This window comes from Niastella sp. sgz303648, assembly GCF_059587045.1.
Genome location: NZ_JCAPSW010000001.1, coordinates 1,064,119 through 1,087,668, shown reverse-complemented (window position 1 = coordinate 1,087,668; position 23,550 = coordinate 1,064,119). Strand labels below are relative to the sequence as shown.

At 37.3% G+C, this 23,550-nt stretch carries 21 protein-coding genes; 4 read left to right on the top strand and 17 right to left on the bottom strand.

Going from position 1 to position 23,550, the window contains the following annotated elements; genetic code table 11:
* Positions 1–6: 6 nt before the first annotated feature.
* From AC59IL_RS03750 to AC59IL_RS03675, 16 genes are all read right to left on the bottom strand, one after another.
* The gene (locus tag AC59IL_RS03750; protein WP_496550741.1) at positions 7–411 is read right to left on the bottom strand and encodes a hypothetical protein; all 405 of its coding nucleotides are present in this window, start codon (positions 409–411) and stop codon (positions 7–9) included.
* A gap of 4 nt (positions 412–415) precedes the next feature.
* The gene (locus AC59IL_RS03745) at positions 416–1,504 is read right to left on the bottom strand and encodes a BF3164 family lipoprotein (RefSeq protein WP_496550740.1); all 1,089 of its coding nucleotides are present in this window, start codon (positions 1,502–1,504) and stop codon (positions 416–418) included.
* A gap of 984 nt (positions 1,505–2,488) precedes the next feature.
* Complete coding sequence (locus tag AC59IL_RS03740) at positions 2,489–2,905, bottom strand: hypothetical protein (protein ID WP_496550739.1); 417 nt, start codon at positions 2,903–2,905, stop codon at positions 2,489–2,491.
* On the bottom strand, positions 2,902–3,867 hold the full coding sequence (locus tag AC59IL_RS03735) for a hypothetical protein (protein ID WP_496550738.1): 966 nt from the start codon (positions 3,865–3,867) through the stop codon (positions 2,902–2,904). Before AC59IL_RS03735 ends, AC59IL_RS03740 begins: the two co-directional genes overlap by 4 nt.
* Before the next feature lie 675 nt (positions 3,868–4,542).
* Positions 4,543–4,791 (bottom strand): hypothetical protein, encoded by a 249-nt coding sequence (locus AC59IL_RS03730; protein WP_496550737.1) that lies wholly within the window; start codon positions 4,789–4,791, stop codon positions 4,543–4,545.
* Positions 4,792–4,823: 32 nt separating this feature from the next.
* Positions 4,824–5,336 (bottom strand): hypothetical protein, encoded by a 513-nt coding sequence (locus AC59IL_RS03725; RefSeq protein WP_496550736.1) that lies wholly within the window; start codon positions 5,334–5,336, stop codon positions 4,824–4,826.
* Between the two features lie 13 nt (positions 5,337–5,349).
* The gene (locus tag AC59IL_RS03720; protein WP_496550735.1) at positions 5,350–6,513 is read right to left on the bottom strand and encodes a DUF4221 family protein; all 1,164 of its coding nucleotides are present in this window, start codon (positions 6,511–6,513) and stop codon (positions 5,350–5,352) included.
* Between the two features lie 151 nt (positions 6,514–6,664).
* Complete coding sequence (locus AC59IL_RS03715) at positions 6,665–6,889, bottom strand: hypothetical protein (RefSeq protein WP_496550734.1); 225 nt, start codon at positions 6,887–6,889, stop codon at positions 6,665–6,667.
* Positions 6,890–6,934: 45 nt separating this feature from the next.
* On the bottom strand, positions 6,935–7,159 hold the full coding sequence (locus AC59IL_RS03710) for a hypothetical protein (protein ID WP_496550733.1): 225 nt from the start codon (positions 7,157–7,159) through the stop codon (positions 6,935–6,937).
* 286 nt (positions 7,160–7,445) lie between these two features.
* A complete protein-coding gene (locus AC59IL_RS03705; RefSeq protein WP_496550732.1) occupies positions 7,446–8,150 on the bottom strand; it encodes a TlpA family protein disulfide reductase in 705 nt (234 codons plus the stop codon).
* Positions 8,151–8,324: 174 nt separating this feature from the next.
* Entirely contained in the window at positions 8,325–8,549 is a 225-nt protein-coding gene (locus AC59IL_RS03700) for a hypothetical protein (RefSeq protein ID WP_496550731.1), read from the bottom strand.
* Between the two features lie 113 nt (positions 8,550–8,662).
* Positions 8,663–9,103 (bottom strand): hypothetical protein, encoded by a 441-nt coding sequence (locus AC59IL_RS03695; RefSeq protein ID WP_496550730.1) that lies wholly within the window; start codon positions 9,101–9,103, stop codon positions 8,663–8,665.
* Entirely contained in the window at positions 9,084–10,265 is a 1,182-nt protein-coding gene (locus AC59IL_RS03690) for a DUF4221 family protein (RefSeq protein ID WP_496550729.1), read from the bottom strand. The genes AC59IL_RS03695 and AC59IL_RS03690 overlap by 20 nt, the downstream gene beginning before the upstream one ends.
* 98 nt (positions 10,266–10,363) lie before the next feature.
* The gene (locus tag AC59IL_RS03685; RefSeq protein ID WP_496550728.1) at positions 10,364–10,582 is read right to left on the bottom strand and encodes a hypothetical protein; all 219 of its coding nucleotides are present in this window, start codon (positions 10,580–10,582) and stop codon (positions 10,364–10,366) included.
* Positions 10,583–10,630: 48 nt separating this feature from the next.
* On the bottom strand, positions 10,631–10,852 hold the full coding sequence (locus tag AC59IL_RS03680) for a hypothetical protein (RefSeq protein WP_496550727.1): 222 nt from the start codon (positions 10,850–10,852) through the stop codon (positions 10,631–10,633).
* A 165-nt stretch (positions 10,853–11,017) separates the two neighbouring features.
* Positions 11,018–13,759 (bottom strand): dienelactone hydrolase family protein, encoded by a 2,742-nt coding sequence (locus AC59IL_RS03675; RefSeq protein WP_496550726.1) that lies wholly within the window; start codon positions 13,757–13,759, stop codon positions 11,018–11,020.
* 178 nt (positions 13,760–13,937) lie between these two features.
* Here AC59IL_RS03675 and AC59IL_RS03670 point away from each other — a divergent pair, with 178 nt between their 5' ends.
* Together AC59IL_RS03670 and AC59IL_RS03665 are read left to right on the top strand one after the other, a co-directional pair.
* Positions 13,938–17,102 carry an efflux RND transporter permease subunit gene (locus AC59IL_RS03670; RefSeq protein WP_496550725.1) on the top strand — a complete coding sequence of 1,055 codons (3,165 nt, stop codon included), beginning with the start codon at positions 13,938–13,940 and terminating at the stop codon, positions 17,100–17,102.
* A 596-nt stretch (positions 17,103–17,698) separates the two neighbouring features.
* Complete coding sequence (locus AC59IL_RS03665; RefSeq protein WP_496550724.1) at positions 17,699–17,941, top strand: helix-turn-helix domain-containing protein; 243 nt, start codon at positions 17,699–17,701, stop codon at positions 17,939–17,941.
* 10 nt (positions 17,942–17,951) lie between these two features.
* Here the strand turns inward: AC59IL_RS03665 and AC59IL_RS03660 are convergent, their stop codons facing one another.
* The gene (locus AC59IL_RS03660) at positions 17,952–18,986 is read right to left on the bottom strand and encodes a LacI family DNA-binding transcriptional regulator (protein ID WP_496550723.1); all 1,035 of its coding nucleotides are present in this window, start codon (positions 18,984–18,986) and stop codon (positions 17,952–17,954) included.
* A 583-nt stretch (positions 18,987–19,569) separates the two neighbouring features.
* On the opposite strand from AC59IL_RS03660, the gene AC59IL_RS03655 reads away from it, so the two are divergent.
* Together AC59IL_RS03655 and AC59IL_RS03650 are read left to right on the top strand one after the other, a co-directional pair.
* Entirely contained in the window at positions 19,570–20,619 is a 1,050-nt protein-coding gene (locus AC59IL_RS03655; protein ID WP_496550722.1) for a LacI family DNA-binding transcriptional regulator, read from the top strand.
* A 101-nt stretch (positions 20,620–20,720) separates the two neighbouring features.
* A complete protein-coding gene (locus tag AC59IL_RS03650) occupies positions 20,721–23,540 on the top strand; it encodes an endo-acting ulvan lysase-like protein (RefSeq protein ID WP_496550721.1) in 2,820 nt (939 codons plus the stop codon).
* Positions 23,541–23,550 lie beyond the last annotated feature (10 nt).

The window sequence follows — 23,550 nt, the reverse complement described above, 5'->3', positions numbered from 1 at the left end:
TGGGAATTATGAGAAGCTTAGTGTTTCTCTGTCTTTTTTGACCACTGTAGCTTCGTTAAATTTTAAATACCGGTTATATTCATTGTTTTGTTCAATGACAATACACGATTTTATAGCAGCGCTTTTTATGTTATAGCGGAAATCGCCCGGATTATCAGTTTTGGCTATAAAAATTGCTTTCAGGTTCTTTCGTGCTTTCAGCTTCTTCTCTATTTCAATCAACTTCATAATGCAAAACGAACAATTGCCGTCGAAATAATAAACAACCAGATCGTTGTTTCTCAATTCGGGGCATTGTGCTGTAATATTATTATAAATCGATTCGTTGAGGAATGTTTTTGGTTTGTTTTTGCAACTAAAGAAAATAAGATTTATTGCTAAAAGTAAAAATGCTATTTTGATAGTTTTCATAATGCTACAGTTTGAATGTAACTATACTTCCTTCAATTTTATGTGTCAATCCATATAAAGTGCGCGTATTCCAGTCAATATCAAAAGCGAATATGGGGCTGTCTAATTTAAATATTGTTGCAGGTTTCAGATCTTTGTCAAAATGCAGCAGGCGGTCTACATGATAATCTTTTCGCTTAGCCGGGTTTCCATCGTATAATACCAACAATTCATCTTTCATTTTAGCCTGTCCGGTATATCCTAATTTAGCATTTTTCCCAAATCTCATTGCAGTTCCTCCGCTAACAGATTGTCTGAAAAGATCGGGGTCGAAATTATCAGGTCCCTGAATCCTTGTTAGCAAGTTGCCGGCAGTATCATATAAGTCTAACACATCGCATGTGTAGTAGTTAAGGATAATTTTCGATCCATCTGCTGATTGGCTCAGGCAACCCATAAAAACTTCATGTATTTCATAGGGCGCATATCTTTCTGAATGAGCGATTGTGGGATATTTTCCTTTGTAATACAAAAACTCCCCTTTCTGATTATAAAAGTTTAGTACTCCAATTGAGTCAATATTAAAGCTGGTGCGTATTTCAACAATTCGGTCGTTGTCGAGTATCAATGGTCTTCTTAAATAATTACTATATATTCCGATAGAACTAACAGGCAATGCTAAGGCAGATGTGTCTTTTAATGATTCTACAGAATAAGCAAATATCCTTTTTTTTCGAAGGTCTGAAATATATACGAGTTTTTCTTTGGCTTTGTATTGTAACGTGAGTGCAGTAAGTTGTTCTTTGGGTCCTTCCCCCTTTTTTACAAAATATTTCAGGAACCTAAGTGAATCCAACGTATAAGCTTTGGCAAGATAGTCACCTTTCATTTCTGTTATAATAAGAAGATTGTGTTCAGGGATAACCAATATGTTTGCAGGCATAATACTTTTTTCCAATGCTTTTGCATTTCCTGCAAGGGGTTTGTTTACCGGAAAGTCTTTTGCTGCAAATACTGTATGTGTTTTTGTCAGCTTGTCCTGTTCTTTACAGGAGGCTGTTAATATAATTATAAAAGTGATGGCTGTATATGAAAACGCAATATACTTTTTCATGTTAAGTTAAAATGAGAATAAAATAAGACATCTTCGAAATTACAGGCGTACGATGCACTATTTGTGCAGGGAAAAATTAAGGTGTGTTATTTCGGCTAATCAAAAACAAATGAATGCCAGGATGTATCTGGCCGCATGTATAACGTGTTGTGTATTGACCTTTACATTTTATTACCTGTTCACTTCAATTGCACAACACGTTATAATTTACAACTGTATGGGATTATTGCTTTCGCATTTGATGGCCCGTTTGTTAGCCCCTGTATCTGTAATAGCAAGTTATAGTTATGTGATTTCCATTATCATCATAACCTGAAAATTCGCAATTAAAGTTAGGGTTTTCGGAACAGGAAAAGCAGTCATAAGCACTAACATGTTCCTCGGAACCATCGGCAAAAGAAGAAAAACCTGCAAATGATAAAATTGCAATAACCGGCACAATGGCCCATTTTAATTTTCTTTTGATCATCTTTTAAAAATTATTTTTTAACAAGCTTAATTACCAGAGCCCCTTCTGTTAAGACAAATTATGACTGTGTGATTACCATTTTCGTCAACACCCGAAAATTCGCAAGTGTAATTAGGCCACATTGTACAGGTAATGCACATAGAAGAATCAACGGGCGTTTCGGAACCATCAGCAAATGAAGAGAACCCTGCAAATGCAACGGTTGCAAGCACGGGCACAATGGCCCATTTTAATTTTCTTTTGATCATTTTGTTAAGGTTAAAATTTAATAAAATAGGTATTTATTTCCCTTAAGCGCTATCGGGAAAATAGTACAACCGAAGATATCTTTGTTCGATGTACTATACATGCGGTGAACTGCTAACTGTTGATGTAGTGTTTATCGGAAATGAAAAAGGATGTGCTAAAAGCGACATCCTTTCGTAAGATAATAGTAAGCACAAAGAGGGGAGGTGTGTTCTTGTTCAACAGGCTTAAAAAAACTGCTGTGAGTCCGGCACGCCTCAATTTTTTATCTATTTAAGTGCCGTGATTTTATCAAATTTTCCTTTATCCAGTTCAAGCAAATAAGGCCCATATTTTGAACCTGTTTGGTTCGCTGCCCAGATATAAATAGTATTATTTTTTGTTAGTTTCCATACAAGATCTTTTGGTGCGATTTTTTTTAATGTTTCAAAGTTTTGAGAATTCGGATCCCCGAAAAATAAACCCAAAGCGGCATATCCTTTTTGGCTATTAATATTTCTAGCTATTTTGCTGATCAGGTAACCAGTACAACTTGAGCAATCGGTTTCACTTACAAGAAAAACCTTTGTTTTATTATTTTCAGAAGATGAAATATGGTTATCTGTAAGAAGATTGTCAACGTTATTGTTCCCTGACCTGCATGCAATAAAAGCTAACAGCACAATGCTCCAAAAAAATAGCTTCATATTTTTTTAAGTTTATAAACATAAAATACTTCACAGTCGGGGCGTTCAATATATAAGTTGTTCGTTACCCCAATGATATAATCAAGTGACTTAAAAACAGCAATTGAGTAAATGTCCTGAGGCAGTTCGATGTCGCCACCAATTTTTTTATACCCCTTAAAAATTTGTATAAAGTTCTTATTATATTTTTTAAAGTAGTTGGTATATTCTGTAGCTGATCTCATCTCATCATATTTAGCCGGTGGAATGCCTGTGCTATAACAGGTCATTATATAGTCGTCGAAAGCATTAACAGAATAATACTGGCTATTCACTCCTAATATTCGGTGTATATCTCCTGACTTCGAACTTTTAAAGGGCAATTTTTCACTTAAATTGAAATAATCTGGTTGAGTAGGTACAATAGTGTCTAAATGTACCCCTTGGTTTAGTGAATATACATACACATTATGATCAGGATTATAAAGCAGGTAAACAAGTTTTTTAGCAGAATCAACATCAAAATAATATAGGCGATTCGTATAATAATAATCAAACTTTTTGAGTACGCTACTATTTTCAAACCCAAATTCCCGGTGAGATTGTCCTTTATTCAAATTGAAAAGGGTCAACGCCTTAAATGTATTATAATATTCACGGCTGTTTCGTTGATTAAAGTCTGGGTCCTGAAAAGATGGTCTTACTGAAATCAAAAGATTTTCCGTTCCTTGTTTTAAAGGTTTAATTTTTAAAAACAATCCCGCGTTAAACGGCGCCGTTTGCTCAATCTTATTAATCAACGCGCCTTTCATTGTATAAAAGAAATAACCTTTGGGTGTAACTATTACAATCGAAGAATCTGAATAGTAACCAATATGATCAATTAGTTTTCCCATTTCTAACTCAAAATGGTCTTTCAATGAAAACTTATTTAACTTCTCTCCCTTCATCGTTACTTCAAGAACAGACAGGCTTTGTGGCATATAAACCAACAATGTGTTTTTTGTTTTATTACAATCTAAAATTGTTAGCCGTTCTGTTTCCTTTACTATTATTGAGTCAACTTTTTCTAAAGTAAATTCGGGTTTCGGATGAGCGATGTCCTGATTGGTTCTATCGCAGGAAATCAGGTAGATAGCTGTCCAAATGAGGATGTATATCAAATAATTGGAATGGTGAAACTTTAGCTTCTTGTACATCTGATTACTATCATTAAATGGCTTTCAATCAATGTTAATTTAATTAATATTAAAAGGGGGATGGATTTAAAGCTCCATTTATCCCCCCTTTATTATTTATATGCAATTGTACAGCTTCGTTTAAGGATTTGTACAACACTTTATATTCTTAAGATCATTTGGTGACGGGCAATATGTATTCTCTTGTCCATTATAAATAATCGAAAGGCCATCTTTACAAACATATCCCCAATAACACGTAGGACATTTACCTGACAGGTCTTCATCATCAGTTACATACGATGAGAGACTCACTAAAAAAATTGCAGCAACCAGGGGAACTGTATACCACCGAAGTTTTTTAAGCATAAATGTTTAATTTTTTATTAAAGTATTTGTTTCCATTTCTTAACCGGTATTAGAAATGTTATCGCAAGATTAAAACTTCATACTGCCATATTATGGCAGTATGAAAATATTTTAGTTATCTGTCGCTGAAATTGCTTTTTGAAAGCAAAAGTTAATTGAACCTTCTTCTTCATAATAATAACACTCCCTGTTTTTACAGTAAACAACAGGGGCGCCTAAGGAACGCATACAGTCGATCAGGCGAAACAAAGTTCTTTCTGAAATTTCCATTTTTTTTGCCAGCTGCCTCGGAGAGCCGGTGGCTTTAGTGCGGATCAGCCGGTCAAGGGTTTTCAGTCGGTCAAGGTGATATTTTGCCATGAGCAATGGTTAGGATTTGATTATTGATCTGACTACTTTCGTAACTCTTTATCTATATTGGAGGCATCAATAGAAACATTGTTAGTTATCATTTCATTTTTGACTTCGTATAAACGCGGCATGATGTCTGATAAACCAGAAAAAAAACACAGGTTGTTGGAGTCAATCAGAATATATTTATTACCGGTTGCAGGCAATTGGTTGTTAAAATACCAGGACAATTTCTGTAAAAATACTTTTGATGTTGAGGATGTGATTATTGATAAATAAGCCGGATCGTTTTTTTGCATGGCGAAATCGAGCGATTTTTTTATACAGCTCTCACATCCTGCATCGATAGGAATAATCAATATGTTATTCAGGCCTGCCAGCTGAATATGCTTATTGTTGGAATGGTTTAAAATTGTGAGTAAACTATCTGTTTTTTTTGTAAGCACTACATCACCCGGTGAGCTTTTGCCATTGATGCAACCTGTAAACATGACAGCGGCAACAATAAATGTGTAAATTGAGATATTTCTTTTGTGGAAAAAGTTGTTCTTCATAAAACAGGCATTATTAAAGGTTTTTCAGGGTAAATTTTTCAAATGTAAGCTGGTCTTCTTTTCCCGCTTTTCCAATAAACAAACCTTCGGCAGTAACAAAATATGAGAGGAATGAATTGGAATCAGAAATATCGGTTTCGCCTATTTTATTAAAAGATGAATCCAATATGATTAACGACTTGTTTTTCCACCATTTTCTGGCAGCATAATCAGCTTCTGAAAGAGGGGTTAAAGCAAACCTGTAATAAACATTTCTGTATTGATCAAATACGACTGGCCCGTATGAAGGATTGCGGATGTAAAATTTGGTGTATCCTTCAAAGTCCTCAGTAACTTTTGTCATAGGAGCAACTTTATCGAAATGTTTACTTCCTGCATAAAAAGTATCTACATCGTCTGTTACAGTATTATACTTATATATTAATGGATCGTTCTGAAAACTAAATACAAGGTTTGTTTTTTGATCAAAACAATTGTATGGCGTGGAATAATTCGGACCATAAATACCTTCGCGGTATAAATCAGATGGTTGTAGTTTGTATGTGTAGCTTCCTGTTCCCTTATCTAATTTCAATATGCATTGTTCATGTTTAAAATCTTTTGTTTTAAAAGCAGATAAATCCGGCGCGCAAGCTAAAAAAAAGTACTTGCCTTGTTGAAGAACGGGTTCGTTGTATTGTGAAAAATAAGGAAGTGCTGTAAACCGGTTAGATTGCTTTTTCGACATATCATACCTTCTTTTAACTATTCCTGAACTATCTACAACTGATATTCTATACCGGCAGGTTATAAAAATTGAGTCCATTGTATGTACATAGAAGTTTTCTATGTTTGGCCCTATGCCGTTTGGCCCTTCTTTTTGCAGCCTTATTTTGAAAAAAAATTTCGGGTTGTTGTAATTATAAAAATAAATGGAATTATCGTTTTGATTCAACAGGCATAAAAACCTGTTTCCGGTTTTCGTATCAATATAGTATTGTAAATGAGTTATATTGTTTGATGTTAAAGTGTCGAGCGGAATAAATAGGGAATCGTCTTTCTGCAAACCGACTTTGTTTTTATAATCCGTACTATACTTCAATCTGTTATTATCATTATTTGATGACGATCCGTTGCACGCTATGAAAAAGTACACTAAATAGAAAATAAGGGAATACTTTATCGTAAATCTAAACATGTGAATAGTTTGACATCATTAAAACATACTATAACGAGAGCGCATTCTTCATGACAGGATTTTAAAAAACCAATCATTGTGCTTATGTTATTTGGCGATCAATGATTGGTTGTATGATTGAATTTCTGTTAATAGATAAGGGATCTGTTTTTTATTTTACACATTCCGACGCTTTTGAACACATTGTGCCGTTATTTTTACAGTCCACAATTGCAGCATCGGGAGTTATAACTACCCAAACACAAGCATGATCTGGTACTGCATATGATTCGTCGTCTGATGTGTGGGCATTAGCTTTTTTTGATATTAAAGTGCTTCCAAGCGCCAAAATAAAAGCGAAGGATATGGCTGTTTTTTTTACGATGTTTTTATTCATTTTTAATGATTTTAAAATTTAAAATATTCTTTTGAATGCGGCTCGTTATTTTAATTTGCAATCAGACGCTGATGTGCACACTGTTCCAAGGCCACTACAGTCATAACTAACTTCACCCGGAGCAGGTATTACATAAACGCAACCATGTTTTCCGCCACTTCCTTCATCATCTGTTACATTTGCAGCTGCATTTTTTGACATTAAAGTACAGATAAGAGCAAGTGCTGAAAGTGTAGGGATAGCAATTTTTTTTACGATGTTTTTTTTCATTTGTCTGTAATGTTTAAGTAATTAATGTTTTTTTTACCTTAAAATGCAATCAGTTATTCCACTGCATTTTGTTCCGTTATCCCTGCATTGAACTCCGATTTGTTGGCCATTATCATTGGTAATTACACAATCGTGGTTTTTGCTTCCGCTTTCATCGTCGGTTACAAAAGATGACAAGCCGGAAACTGTTGTTGCAGCAAAAAGTGTAAGGAAAAGACCGATTTTGAACTTTTTTACATTCATAATTCTGATTTTGGGTTAACAAATAAAAAATAATTATGGTGTTTTAGTTTTGTTTCAGAAGTTCATCAATAGCATTGCTAAACTTATCATAGACTGTCGTAGTCCATGAGTTGGTGGTTTGGGATTTCTTTGTTGATGCGCCCTGGCTCACGATTTTTACAATACCGGCTTTGTCTGCAAGAAAATGTGTTGGCCAGGCGGTTATATGCCATTTATCAAATATTTCTTTTGCGTTTGGAATTACTGTTAAACTAAATTTGTTTTTTCTTACGTAGTTTCTTATCGTGATAGCATCCTCAGGAGCCATAGATATTAATACCACTTCTTTCTTTTTGTATTTTTCTTTCAACTTATTTAAGTCAGGAATTTCTGCCCTGCAGGGGCCACAGGTGGTTGTCCAGAAATTGATATATATCACTTTGCCTGCAAAGTTTCTGGAGTCAATAATATTTCCCTGTAAGTCTTTCAATTGAAAGTACTGCAATGGCTGGTTTTCTAATTTTCTGTTTTCCTCTTCGTTCTTTCTACTCTCCTTCCCGGAATAGAATGCATAAAATATAGTGTCTTTGGTAGTTTTTAACTTTACCGATATTATATCCTGCGGATCTTTTATTTTCAAACTATCAAATTCTTTTTGCGTAAAATATTTACTGGTTATTGCATTTACGTAAATTATTTCCTGAGGAGTTTGACAAAATGAAATATAACAGAGCATCAATGCCGAATAAGTAAAAAGCACTTTTTTCATCGTTCGATTGCTTTTCCAGATGTGATAAACAAATATAAATATCCTCACTGCATTATTTGTGCGCTGGAAAATTAAACCCTCGTTTGAAATACACCTCATGTGAAAAACTGAGATTTACAAAAAAGGATTCAGGAAAGCATCCTGAATCCTTAGGTAAAAAACTGCAGCCGGGTTTTAGTCAGATCCAACCCCATAACAGTTCTTATTAGCCACGTTCGTGTTTTCACACGTAAAAGTTCCGTCTGACCACTTTCCGCAAACACCGGTATTTCGGTTCGGGTCGTTTTTGCAATAAGAACTGCCACCTTCTGCATCATCTACAAAAGAAGAAAAAGTTATTATGGTAATTGCAGTCATGGCTGATATAATGAGCCTTTTTATTAATTTTTTGTTAGCCATTTTTTTAACGTTTTTAAATTATGAGTGAAGTTTTATTTCTATAAGCGCTATCAGGAAATACTGTATCAAATATAAATTCCTTCACTGCACTAATGATGCATTCGTGCTCTCTTTTACCATTTAAAATTATTTTTGTTAAAACTTCCATATTTGTAAATATGGCCTTTTTCCATATAGGCAAGTTGTGGATATATTGATGCCAGATTAGTTTCATTAACAAGGTTAATTGTGTCGATTTTTACATTTGAATAACTAAAAACATCGTTTCCTATTTTTAGCCGTAGCGTTTTGTGATCTTTGACATTGGTAAATATTACAAGTGTATTTTTGAGTTTGGTGATATTGGTTTTTACAAAGTTAGCGGCATCGCTTATACACCCCCCGCAGCCTTCCCCTGGTATTATTATAGCGCTCTTGTATTGTGCTGCTGAATTTTTTGAGATCTGGTTTATTATCTTATCTGTTTTGTTAAGATACCTGCAACCAGATAAGGCGAATAGTAAAAACAGGCAAAACAAACTGAATTTTGAATAATTATTTTTGGGTGGTTTCATTTTTTGTAAGTTTAAATACGGCAAACGGCAAATGATCTTCATTCTTTTTGTAATCAGATAATTTACTTATTAAAAGGCCGTCTTTCGTTACCAGCATCATGCCGGTAAAATATCCTTTACGCGGCAATAAATATTCGCCGATTTTTTTTAACTCATTATCCAGTATAATGATTGAAAACTCCATTGGATATTTTTCGAACATCTGCGGATCCTTGTATTCGTTTTTTGTTAAGGGATGGTTTACAAACCGGTAATAAACATTGTTGTAATGGTCATAAAAAAACGGGCCATAGCTCGGTGTGATAAAATCGTGCATCTGAGCTTTTTCTTTGTGATTGTTCAGAAAGTTGAGGCCTTCTTTTGTACTGACGCCTGCAATAGGTTTTATATCGGAATTCGAAAAATAGTCGGATTCAACTTCAATTGTTTTTATTTCAGTATGGTTGGCGTCGTATACATGCAACTTTGGATCGGCGCAAAAACTAAATACATAATTTGACATTTTATTATTAAAGGCATAATAAACCCTGTAAGGATTGAACATGCCCCAATAGCCAGTGTTGTAAAATGGCGGTCTTTTTACAGATCGAACAACTTCCGAAGTTTCGAGGTTCACGGTTATAAGTGTATTTAGTTTAGTATTATCTTCTCTTGGGTCAATCGACTGGGTCAGGATATCGAGCTTATTATCTCTTTTTTGCAAGGGATATAGGGTAGGTGCTTCGGCAAAGCCTTCCGATTCAAAAATCTTTGGATACAGATCGAATTTTTTTACCAGTTTACCCTTCTTTAAAATACATAACTGGCCTGTGTGATAATTCAGGAAGTAAGTAGTGTCGTTATTTATTAAAAAGCCTCCTCTGTTACAGGGGCCTACACCATCAGGCCCTTCTTTTTGAAGTGTATCTTTTGAAACAAGTGTTGTTTTATCATAATCATAGGCATAAATAGTGCGATTGATTTCATTTAACAGCTGGAATGTATTGGTGGCATTATCATATCTTACACAATTATAATAGAAACCCTGGGTTGTATCTAAGGGAAATGATTTAACACTGGTTTCAGTTAATGTATACGGATATTTTTTTTGCTGCAATTTCGGTTCCTCTTTGCAGGCCGTGATTGTCGCCAATGGTATTACGAATAAATGTTTTATTTTCATTATTCTATCTTCTATGATTTGATCAATCAAAAAAAATGGGCTGGCAAAATTTATTTGAGGCTAAATCGCCAACCCATTTTTTTACAACTTAAATTTTACTAGTCCTGGCCGACGCCGTAACAATCCTTATTGGCTGTTGTGGTTTTATCACAAGTTGCGCCGGTAGCCCAAACATAACATCTGCCTGTATTTTGCGATGGGTCGTTTTTGCAGAAATAACCACCGCCGCCTTCATCTGAACTTACAAAAGAACTTAATCCAAGAAATAAAGCTGTCATTGCCGACAATCCTATAAATGGTTTAATTAATTTTTTCATTTTGCCTGCATTTAATTTTTGAACAAAATCATTATAAAGTAAGTGAGGTTAATTTCCGGTTCCGTAGCAGTCTTTAACTGTATTCGCTTGCATTATCCAGCATTCAGCTACACCTGATGTGTTTTTTATACAAAGAGCGTCGTTTCTATTTGGATCATTTTTACAATAAGTCGATCCGCCTTCACTGTCAGTTACAAATGAACAAAGGCCTGTAAAAGCAATGGCGGCTATTGCTGACACAATAGTCAGTTTTAACTTTTTACTAATCATTTTTTTTAAGTTTAATTAATCAATAATGGTTTCTATTTTCCCTTAAGCGCATCGGGAAATATTGAAACGAATATATTTCTACCCGATGCACGGATAATGCAGCGACGATGTTTGTCAAAAAGAATATTTCAATTATTTATTGAAATTTCGTGCGCGCTGCCTGATTTAAAACCAATTATTATCAAAATATCCACTGGCTAATACCCGAGTGCCATTCCATACTTCATAATCAAACCACCCTTTCAAAGATAAATTTTCAAATTCGCTGAAAGGGAGTTGCCGGGACCTTGACCCAATAACCAGGATATATTTTTTAGGGTTAAGCGGATTTGGATAAACAATCATATAGCTGATATCATTACCATTGTATTTCCTTGCATGAATTTTAATCCATTGCCTTCCTGTTTTAAAAGGCAGTTTTTCCGATATTCTTTTTAAAATAAAATTGGTGTTGTTTGTTCCAAAAAGTATAAGATTATTGTTCAGAATATCTTTGTCGCAAACCTCGATATCCTTTTTTACCATAGGGTCATTTAAGTAAAAAGCCTTCCAGTTCAGGCAAAATGTATCTTCAGCATGGGAAAAAACATACCTGTCTTCGGCAGTTCCCTGCGTTCCTTTAACGACTAAAAAACTGTTCGCAAAAACGTCGCTAATTGGCCCTTCGGTTGAAGGGCATTTGAAACCTTTGGCAGGTTGATGATTATGAGTATTGAAAATCATACTATCTCTTTTCAAATAATCATCAAACTGTATTTTATTATTAACAACTACTTTCACCTTCTTTGTTTGGCTTAAACCTGGTACAGTTTTAAAATCAATTGAAAAACTGCAAATGTTATTTGAACTAACCTCTATTATATTATCTGGTTTTATTATACCGGTTATTGAAGCTACGTCTGTTGAACAACGCTGATTGATCGTTAACCAATAAGCTTTGTTGTATTTTAATTGGGCTGTAAAAAAATTAATTGTATCAGGTTGTTTCAAAACTTTATCCTTGAAAAAATCAAAAAACTTTGGCATCATAATGTCATCATGCTGAAGATTTATTTTTTGACTTTTATGGGGATTGTCAAGCGTGTCGATTATTACGTTCCCGCCATGCTGGTTTACCAGGTTAGCGAAGTTCTGTGTCAGATTAAATTCAGCTTTCCTGTCGTTTTTTGAATGTATTATAAGAATCGGTACACCGGAATAATTTTCTGTAAATTTCATAATATTATTATTCGCCAGCCACTTTTCGGGATACTTTTCAGAATCTGTATAACTAAATTCAGGGCCTTCGAGTCCTATTGCCGCAAATGTTCCCGGAAATCTGTTAGCCAACACGGCTGCAAATACCCCACCTGAGCAGGCACCATATAAGTATAGCCGCTTATCATCGATATTGTAGTCATTCTTCACTTCGTTTAATGCGGCAAACGTTTCAGTTGCCACAATTGAATTAAAGTTGTATTGTTCATAGATCCGCGTTGATGGAATTAACAGAATGATATTATATATGTCTGCCAGCCGGGCAAGTAATTCATTTCGCTCCAGGTTTGCCACATGTACACTACCATAAAAAGGATGTTTTGCACTTCCTATATAAGGCATGCTAAGCATAAGAGAAGCGGGCTTTTGGGGATTGTACTGCTGTGGAATGTAAACCATGTAATACTGCAGCGAATTGTCAATTGTTGACCGGTATCCCCGCAGGTGCCAGCCCTTCTCATTGAAACCTTTTTGTGCCGGATTTTTCGATGAGTTAAACAAGGTCCTCTGCAGTTCAAATATTACAAAGGGAACTTTCTTTGAATAAGCTATCGTGTCTTTATCTTTAGTGAATACCGAATCGATAAGTTGATATCTGTTTATCAGCGGCTGAATCTTTAAGGCTGTTTTTTCACCAGCCGTTGCCGGCTGGTAAGTGTTAACAATCCTGTTCCAAAGGTTTTTGGGGGCGCCAACAATAAAATTTTCTTCCAGTTGTATTTCATCTACCATTAAACGGCACACGTAACTACCTTCCTGAAGTTGATCTACAGGCATCGTCCATGTATAGCCTTTACCAAGGATAGTATCAATTATTTTTGAATTTTGACTATCAAAGATCTGCAGACGACAGGCTTTCTCTGCCTGCAAAAAGTCCTTGTCGAAGTTTATATTCATGTGCCCATCGCTGATTACAGGGGAAGCCAGAAAATTGGAATAAATTTTATTTACATAGAACTGATTTGCATAGTACTTTTTTGAGAACATATTTAAATGAAAATACCAATCGCCCCATATATCAGACACCTTTACTTTAATAAAGTTGTTTCCCTTTTTGAGATGTGCTTTAAAAAAATGTTTAGAACCAACCCGTTCATTAAAGAGCAATTCATTGTTTAGCCAAATCTTTCTGCCATTGGCTGTTTTTTCATAAAAAACAACATCCTGCTCTTCTTTACTGCTTATTACTGCAGCCATATAACAATCTCCCGGTAAATCATCCTGCAAAGCCTCTTTAAGGTTCGCATAATCCTCTTTTATTTCTAAAGAGGTGTTCTTTACATCTCTTATGTTATTGTTTTTATTAACTGCATTGTCGATACTGAACGAACAAAAGTTGTGTTCGTTCAGATCATTTTCCGAAACTTTCCAATAGTCATTTAATGAATTATCATCAAGCTTTATGAGTTGCCTTCCTCTGTTATTAGATGTGTCGCGGTAAATAGGACCTAAGATCTGCCATTTTTTTATGATGAAATTATTTGTTCCATTTTCAAGTAATGGTACTTCTGTAATCGGAATATTTGAACTGTTGGTGCATGTTACAAGAAAAAACAAAAGTGCAATTGTGCCAAATACTTTAAAGCATTGGTTTGTCAGCGTACATGCAAAAAGGGCTGCATCCTTTTTTTTAATCACAGTAAAATTCATGCAATCAGGTTAAAGGGAGAATTTTGTAACGAATTTATTTGCAACCGATGCACGGATAGTGCACCGAAGTTTTTTAAAAAAATAATTTAATTATATATAGTGTTTTACGTTAGATCGATAAAAAAATGTTTTCTTTACAATTAAACAGGCTGATTCTTTTATTTTTAATTTATTTCGATTGAAGCCATTATTTTCTCCGTTCCGTATTGTTTTCATTTTTGTGGCACTGGCCATAATCGGAGGGCTTATCATTCCTGCATTGAAAGTAGATCTGGTGCCTCAGGAGAAATCGTCTTCATTAACGGTATCTTACTCGCTTCCCAATAGTAGCCCCGATATTGTAGAACAACAGTTGACTTCACTGATCGAGGGAGCCTGCTCGCAGTTAAGTCAGCTTAAAAAAATAAAATCGGTTTCGGGATACAACAGCGGATCGGTACAATTGCAATTCGATAAAAGCGCCGATATGCAGCTGAAAAGGTTTGAATTGGCGGCTGTTATCAGGCAGCTACATTCTCAATTACCTGCTGGCGCTTCGTATCCTGTTATTATTGATGGAAAAAATAATAGCAGCAAAATACAAAGCCCGTTGCTTGTATATTCAATCAATGCACCGTTGCAACCATTTCGCATTAAACAGGAAGCTGAGATGGTTTTTACCAAAGCGCTAGCCAATGTAAAAGGCATTAAAGAGGCAAGTGTTTCGGGCGTAGAAAATCTGCAGCTAACCATACGGTTCAACAAAAATAAATGCGACGCCTGGAATATAGCTCCTGAAAAGATAACCAACAGCATTCAATCTTATTTTGCTACAGCTTACCCGGGGAATGTAGTGATGGCTAACGGTGAACAATATTTTTTGCAATTGATGGCGCCCGCTGCTTCTGTTGAGGTAATTGAAAATATTTTGTTGCCGGTTAGTAACGGAGAACCTCTTAAATTGAAAGATGTGGCTACCGTTTTTATTGAAGAGCAGGAACCGGGAAATTATTTTCGTATCAATGGAAAAAATTCTGTTAACCTGAAGGTTTTTGCACGCGAAGGCGAAAACCGGATTGTACTGGGCCAAAAAGTAAAAGAGATAATAAAACAGGCACAGGCTCTATTGCCTAAAGGATTTGAGCTAAGGATAAATTACGATGATACCGAATTTCTGCAAAAGGAGATTTCAAAAAATTACCGGCGGTCCTTTTTAGCCGTATCGATTCTGGCGTTGTTTATCATGCTTGCATACCGTAGCTGGCGATATCTTGTTAACCTGTTTTTAGGGTTGAGTGTAAGTCTTTGTATCACCATTATTTTTGCCTGGCTATTCCGGATCAATATTCATTTATACACAATTGCGGGGCTGGCTATTTCTTTTGGCATTATAACCGATAATGCTATTGTAATGCTTGACTATTATCACCACTGGGGCAATCGCCGCGTTTTTTCGGCTATTTTAGGCGCTTCACTTACTACCATTGCCGCATTGTGTTTGATTTTCTTTTTGTCGGAAGAAGAAAGACAAAACCTTTCTGATTTTGCGCTTATCATTGTATTGGGGCTTGTTTCGTCATTAATAACAGCCTTATGGTTTATACCCGGCCTGTATCTCGTTTTGAATAATAAAAAGCCGGCTGGTATTCACCAGTCAGTAACCAACTTAAAAATATCCGGGCTCATTCATTTAAAATTTAAAAAAAAATGGCAAAGCTGGTCGTTGATTGCATATATCAATACCATCAAACTACTGGCCCGATACCGGAAAATATTTATTCTGTTCATTATTCTTTTATTTGGATTACCGGTGTTTATGTTGCCTGAGAAATGGGACGGTAACAAATGGTATCATTCATGTTACAATGCAACAATCGGTACCAAAAACTACCAGGAAAATATCAGGCCGCATATTGATAAATGGCTGGGTGGCATGCTTCGATTATTTATATATAATTTATATGAAAAGAGCGGTTACCGTAATCCAGAAAAAACAGCATTATATGTAGATGCTGAACTGCCTTACGGTAATACGCCTGATCAGATGAATTATATCTTATCTGACTTTGAAAGGTATTTATCGGCGGTTAATGGAATTGATAAGTACGTATCCAATGTGTACAACGGGCAACATGGTAGTATAGCAATCACGTTTAAAGATGAATATGAGAATGCTGCTTTGCCATATCAGTTAAAGTCGGATTTAATTTCCCGGTCGCTCGATTGGGGCGGTGTGTCCTGGGATGTATATGGGGTAGGGCAGGGATTCAGTAATGCAGGTAATGATGAAATTCCGGGATTTCAGGTAATTATGAAAGGATATAACTATGATGAGCTTGAAAAGCAAGCAAACCGGCTGGCAACAAAATTGTTAAAGCATCCACGTATTCAAAAAGTTAATACCAATGAACGGCTAAATTATAATGAGAAACAAAGCAGTGAATATGTGTTGAATCTCGACCCTGCTAAAATGGCTTTATTTAATACCAGCAGATTTGAAATTGTTAACAAGCTGCAGAATCTTGCCAAACCTGGCAACCCATCTGCTCAGATAGTTATCAACGATCAATATTATCCTTTGATGTTAAAAGAAGAACATGCAAATGCTTACTCAAATCATGACTTAATTAATAATAGCATCCGGTTAGATTCGTCAAAAAGTATAAAAATTGATGGCATAGGCAAACTTGAACTTCAAAATACTGCCAATAGTATTCACAGAGAAGACCGGCAATATATTCGTGTTGTAGGGTTTGAATATATGGGATCGGTCGAGTTCGGTAATAAATATCTTAGAAAAGTGCTGGAAGATCTGAAAACTGAACTGCCGCCGGGTTATTCGGCAGAACAGCAAAGCTGGAATATGAATTGGGATAAGGAGAACCGGAAGTATGTACTAATTGCTGTATTGATATTGTGTATTTTTTTTATATGCAGTGTTTTGTTTGAAAGTTTGAAAACGCCATTTTATATTATTTGTGTCATCCCTGTTGCATTTGTTGGATTGTTTCTGACCTTTGGTTTGGGCGATTTTTTCTTTGATCAGGGTGGTTATGCTGCTTTTGTAATGTTGGGTGGCCTGGTATCTAATGCGGCCATTTTTATTGTGAACGATTTCAATAGCCTGCGAACCAATAAGCCGTTCATATTGTACAACCGGCTTTTAATAAAAGCTACTATCAAAAGAGCGCGAACTATATTGCTGACTACCATATCGACCTGCTGTGGCCTCATTCCTTTTTTGATGGAAGGGCAACACGAAGTGTTTTGGTTTTCATTGGCTGCCGGCACAATTGGCGGACTGCTGTTTTCTTTATTTTCTGTTTTCTTTGTATTACCCGTTTTAATGTGGAAATCCCTTTAATGGCACATTTCAGTGAACGTTAGTCTGCTTAATTTTTTGCTTAACAATAAGCCTGGTTACAGTATTGTGCAACAATGAATTGGGTTAGCATGTGACCATATATGAAAGCATACCTGCTAAAACTTTTTTTTGATATGGCTATGCATATTTCCATATTCTGCTACGGTGGAAACTAATGGGAAGTAACCCTAACACTCACCTGCCTCATCGGGGATTATGTCCAGCAAAATGTCGTTTATCCCATATGATAGTTACTTTTTCAGAGAGGGGGGCATAGAAATGACTGATTTGCCCCCTTTATTTGGTTTGGCAGCCCCCTTTTTTTCATTTTTGTATTGGCGAAATTACAAATGATTTACAGCGCATTTGTACTGATATTATGCGCAACTCTCCTGCACAAAAACCAGAATGGATGATTAATTATTGCCCGCCACGGCTTCATCCCTGATAAACCGGGAAGCAAATTTTTTACTTTAGTAGGGATGGAGGAAAATCAGACTGTAAGCGTAATTGTTAATTCAATTTAAAAATTCGTTGCTGCAATCATTGCCATATGAACTGCGGCAGTATAAATCTTAACCTTCAATTTCCTGGTTATGTCTGAAGTTTTTATCCGCCGTATTAAAAAATTTGACAGTTTTATTAGCCGGCTCGCAACCGGTACTCCCGAAGAACTTGCGCAAAAAATGCACATTTCGAAGCGATGTGTTCATAAATACATCAGTATAATGAAGAAAAGCGGGGCTCCCATAAAGTATTGTCGCAAAAACAAGACATATATGTATTACCAAACCGGCAGGTTTCAGGTTGGTTTTTATGGTGCTGAAGACGAAAAATAAAAATTGGCTTTTATTTTTTATTGCCCGTAGAATCGCGAATGATTAATTCTGTTGGTAATACTTTTCTTTCAAACGTTGTAACAGGCCGTTTGCTTTCTATTAATTGTATCAGTAAGTCGGTGGCTATTTTGCCCATTTCAAAGGCCGACTGGCGAATGGTGGTCAATGGTGGGTCGAACAACTCGGTCGCATTGAAATTGCTAAAGCCGGCCACGGCAATATCGCCGGGTATCTGCAATCCTTTTTTGCGAATGAGCGAATAAGTACCGATGGTAATACGGTCGCTGGCAGTAAGTAAGGCATCGGGTGGCTCGGGGCATTGCAACAGTTCATCAAGCGCCGATTCAATTTCTTCTATCATCATGCCGCCATGCGGGCAATATTTTATATACCGGTCGTTCACGGCTATATTATGTTCAGTCAATGCTTTTTTATAACCATCCAGTCTTTCCCTGGTAATAGAAATATGTGGCGAACTGGTAATAGTGGCTATACGTTTATATCCCCGCTTAATTAAATGGCTGGTGGCATTGTAAGCGCCGCCTACATTGTCGGTAATTACTGTGTGTGTTGGTATGGCATCGGTAACCCTATCGAAAAAAACGATCGGCAGACCCTGATCGTGCAATTGTTTAAAATGACTGAGGTCGGTTGTTTCGGTAGAAAGAGAAACCAGCAGTCCGTCGACCGAGCGCCAGGTAAGATTATCAAGATTTCTTACTTCGCGCTCATACGACTCCAGATTTTGCGTAATGATCAGCAGGTAATCTTTGTTATAAGCAATCGACTCGATGCCGCTGAGCACTTCGGCAAAGAAATTATTCGGAATACTGCACAGCACCACGCCAATGCAATGGCTTTTTTTATTCTTAAGGCTTTGCGCCATCAGGTTGGGCCGGTAATGATGCTCATCGGCATACTTCTTTACCATTTCGCGGGTTGCCTCACTTATTTTATAGCTGCCCTTCAACGCCCTCGAAACGGTTGAGTAGGAGAGATTCAGTGCTTTGGCAATGTCTTTAATCGTTATGTTTTCGGTTTTCATTCAGTTATTCTAAAAGGGAAAATAAATTACAAGGTGTAAGGTTTATGCTATAGGGCATAAGGTTCAGGTTTCAGGTTACAAGGTTCAGGGCACGAAAAGGCATTAGTGATCAACGTGCCTGCAAATAATTAGTATAATGGAAACTGAGGGCCTTGTAACCTGTACCTTGAAACTTGTAACCTGATGCTATGCCAACGTTTGCCCAAATAAAAAATGCGGTGATTGATGCAGGCAATCATTATAAACAGTTAATTTGACACTAATTTACAGTTTTTGCCTAATCGATTAACTAATCTGCCGGTTTTGCATCATAAAAAATAAAATATCTGCGCTTGCAGGCCTTTTATTGCCGGCTAAAACGACTTGTTATGCCATACATAACTGCTTTATATTGTTTTTTTTCAGCCACGCTTTTTAGTGACTATCAGAGCCTTAACCTCCATCCCGATTCACAGGGATGGTTTAAGTGGCTTTCTTTAGCTCACGCAAACACTGATTACAACCCAATCTGCAAAACTGTTGTAACCCATGAGATCCCTTCGTTTTTTAATAAGAATGCTTAATCGATTAAATTGGTCTGATCTTGAAAAAGAAAATCTCCATACATGACATAGCGAAACAGCTGAATGTATCTGCAGCAACTATTTCATTTGTACTGAATGGAAAAGCTGCGCAAAAGCGCATCAGTGAAGAACTGGAAAAAAAGATATTAAAGCATGTAAAACAATTGGGGTACCGGCCTAACAGTGTAGCCAAAAGTTTGCGCACCGGCAAAAGCATGATCATTGGTATGCTGGTAGAAGGCATTGCTGACCCGTTTTTTTCGGGCATTGCGCGCATTGTTGAAGAGCGTGCGTATAAACTTGACTATAAAATTTTTTACGCCAGTACCGAAAACGATGTGAAAATAACCAAAGATCTCATCGGCGCTTTTCGCGATACGCAGGTCGACGGATATATTATAGTACCCCCGCCTGGTGTGGAAGATGAAATAAAGGCGCTGATGGATGATAATTTGCCGGTGGTTTTGTTCGACAGATATTTTCCTGGCTTATCTACCTATAATGTAGTGGTCGATAATTTCGACGGTGTGTACAAGGCCATGCAGCATTTTTTTCTGAACGGATACAATAATATTGGTTTTGTAACCATTTCATCGTCGCAAACGCAAATGCGCGACCGGTTGAACGGTTATCTGCATACGATCAATGAAAAAAAACTGAATCCTTTTGTTAAAATGATCGGTTTTGAAGGGAGTACCGACCAGGAAAAGATTACCGATGAAATAAAACAGTTTATTGAATCGAATCCCGGCCTCGACGCCATATTATTTGCCACCAACTATCTCGCTATAAGCGGACTGGAGGCCATAAAGCAGTTACAGCTTTCTATACCCGACGACATCGCGGTAATTGGTTTCGATGATAACACTCATTTTTCCTTATTCTCTCCCTCGATAACAGCTGTTGCACAACCTGTGAAGGAAATTTCGGAACAAATCATGCAACAATTGCTGGCCTGTTTAAGCAGCAGCGAAAAGAAATCCGAGAAAAAGACCATCGTATTATCAACGCAGCTCGTTATCAGGGAAAGTTCGCAGCCTGCTACTGTAAAAGTGATAAAATCGGGATAGAACATTTTTAACATTATAGTCATGTAAATAAATTAATATCCCTGTGAAAACTTCAGGTGTGTCACGCATAGGGCGTGACATACCTTTAAAAAAAACGGGTAATGAAACGAATTGGTGTATTTATTTTTTTACTGTTTCTATTTGCATATGCCGGCGCACAGCAAATTAAAATTCCTGCTGTTGTTACGGCCGAACATCCGCGATTGCTGACCAGCAACAGTGAAAAGTCGCGGCTGCAAATGCTTATCGGTTCTGCCGGTTGGGCAAGTGCTTCTTTTGAGCAATCGAAAAAGAATATTGAGGAATATGTAAACCGGCATCAAACCGACAGCACCTGGATCGTTTCGCGTTTACAGATGTACTGGAAAACAAAATCTACCGACGTATTTATCAAAGGCGGTGTATACGACCATGCCGAAGGCGAAGCGCCTGCACCCACCATTCGCTTTACCGGCACCCGCGATGCCGTTACTTCGTTCGGCGCACCAAAGCTCGAAGACATATTGCCTTATATGGATGACCCGCGCGGATTATACTATGTAAACCGCGCTAAACCCGGTCAGCCGCTGGAGTGGGTGGAACAGGCCAAAACAGGACGAATTGTAGAAGGCATCAACCGTAATATCATGACCATGGCGCAGAATGCGGCCATCATTTATTGGTACAGCGGAGAAGAAAAATATGCAAAGTTTGCCTTTGATCTGTTCGATTCCTATATGACGGGTATTTATTACCGTAAAGAACCGTACGATCTGAACCACGGACATAATCAAACGCTGGCGGGTTTGTCGTCGTTTGAAGTTATTCATGAAGATATTCTGAATGAGTTAACGGTTTGTTACGATTTTCTGCACGATTACATACAAAAGCATGCATCCGGTAAGATGTTATTGTATGCAGATGCATTTAAAAAATGGGCCGACCTGATCATAAAAAACGGTGTACCCTTCAACAACTGGGACCTGATTGAAGCGCGTTTTGTAGCTAATATTGCATTGGTTCTTGAGAACAATAATAACTATGCCGATGGCAGAGGTTGCCAGTATTATCTTGATCAGATATTAAATCAAAATGCGGTTCGCCAGTGGTCGCTGACAGAGCTGATCAAAAAAGGCTACGATCCCAACACCTGCATCTGGTCCGAGTGCCCCGGTTATTCGGTGAATGTGATGAACGACTTCATGAACTTCGTTACCTTATTCGATCGTGTGTTGAATTTTGATTTGTTGGAACAGCTGCCCATTTTGAAAAAAGCAGTGTTGGCCACAGCACAATACCTGTTGCCCAATGGCTATGTAGTGTCGTTTGGTGATTCGCATTATTACCGGTTGTCGACCAGCCCCGCACAACAGGTGATCTTGAATGCGCAAAAGAATAATAAACCCGAACAGGAAGAGTTGTTTACGCGTTTTATTAAAATGATTAAAGCAGTCAGTGGCCCTTCAGGGGATGGGAGTGCCATAGAGAGGCGGGATTTGGTCTCTCTGGTTAGTTATGCAGATTTTTCATTAAAGGAATCAATACCTGCCGGCAGGTTGCAGGATTTTGTTAGTCCACTTTTTTACTCGCCTAATGTAAGCTGGCTGATACAACGCAATGGTTTCAATCCCGAAACTGCATTGGCGCTTTCGTTGAATGGCTCACTCGGCAATCATATGCATGCCAATGGAATTTCGCTTGAGTTGTATGGAAAAGGATTGCCGCTGGCGCCCGAAGCCGGTATCGGTACCACTTATTTTCAGCCCGATTATGCGGAGTATTATTCCAAATTCCCTGCACACAATACCGTAGTGGTAGATGGTATATCGTCGTACCCCGAAATGAGAAGCAATCATGGTTTTACGGTTCAACGTTGTTACCCAATGGCTGATATAAAAAAGAATATTTTTCCCAACATCAGTTTTGCCGATCTGTATTTTCGGGAACCTGAAACCAATGCCGATCAGCAACGCATGATGAGCATCATTCGTACCAGCGATTCAACCGGTTATTATGTTGATGTATTTCGCTCACGCAAAAAAGAAGGCGGCGATAAACTGCACGATTACTTTTATCACAATATGGGGCAGGGGATAAGTGTCAGCGATAATAGCGGCAATCCGTTAAACCTGCAGTCGGTTGACAAATTAGCTTTTGCCAACGGCGATTTATTTGCGTACGATTATTTATGGGATGAAAAATCTGTTACCACCGATAAAGATGTGAATGTCACCTTTCAGTTAAAGATGCCCGGCAGGGATTCGATCTTTATGAACATGTGGATGAAAGGTTCGTCAGGCCGCGAAATATTCTCGGTGAAATCACCCAAATCCACCGCCATCGACCGGGGCATTGTTCCAAAAGAAATTGCAGATTTGCCGTTGCCCACTATTGTGGCGCGTCAATATGGCGAAGCCTGGAAGCGTCCTTTTGTAGTGGTGTATGAACCATCATCGTCGTCGCAACCAAAATCAATTGCAGCTATTTCATCATTTTCACCCGATAAACCAGTTGAGGAGTTTTCGGGTATTGTAGTGGAAAATAAAACAGGGAGTAAGCAATATATTTTTTCATCCACCAATGCCCGGCAGGAAATTGTATATAAAGAAAAGAAGTTCAGAGGAACTTATGCGGTCATTAATGAACGTGATAATGAAGTGAGCTATTTATTTCTGGGCAATGGTCAAACCATTGCAAAAGCAGGTTATGGTATAGCCGCAAAGTCAGATAGTGTGTCGGCTGTTTTGTGCAAACAGAACAACGGGTGGTTCTTTGGTTGTTCAGCACAGGTTATACTAACCATACCGCAGGAATTAATACGTAACAGCACAAAACTTATTGCCGGTACAAAATCAATTGCAGGAAGAAAGACAACGGTGAATGGTAAAGCTGCAATAGCATTTGATTTGCCGGCAATGGAATATACACCTATAAGCTTTTAAACAAAGAAGC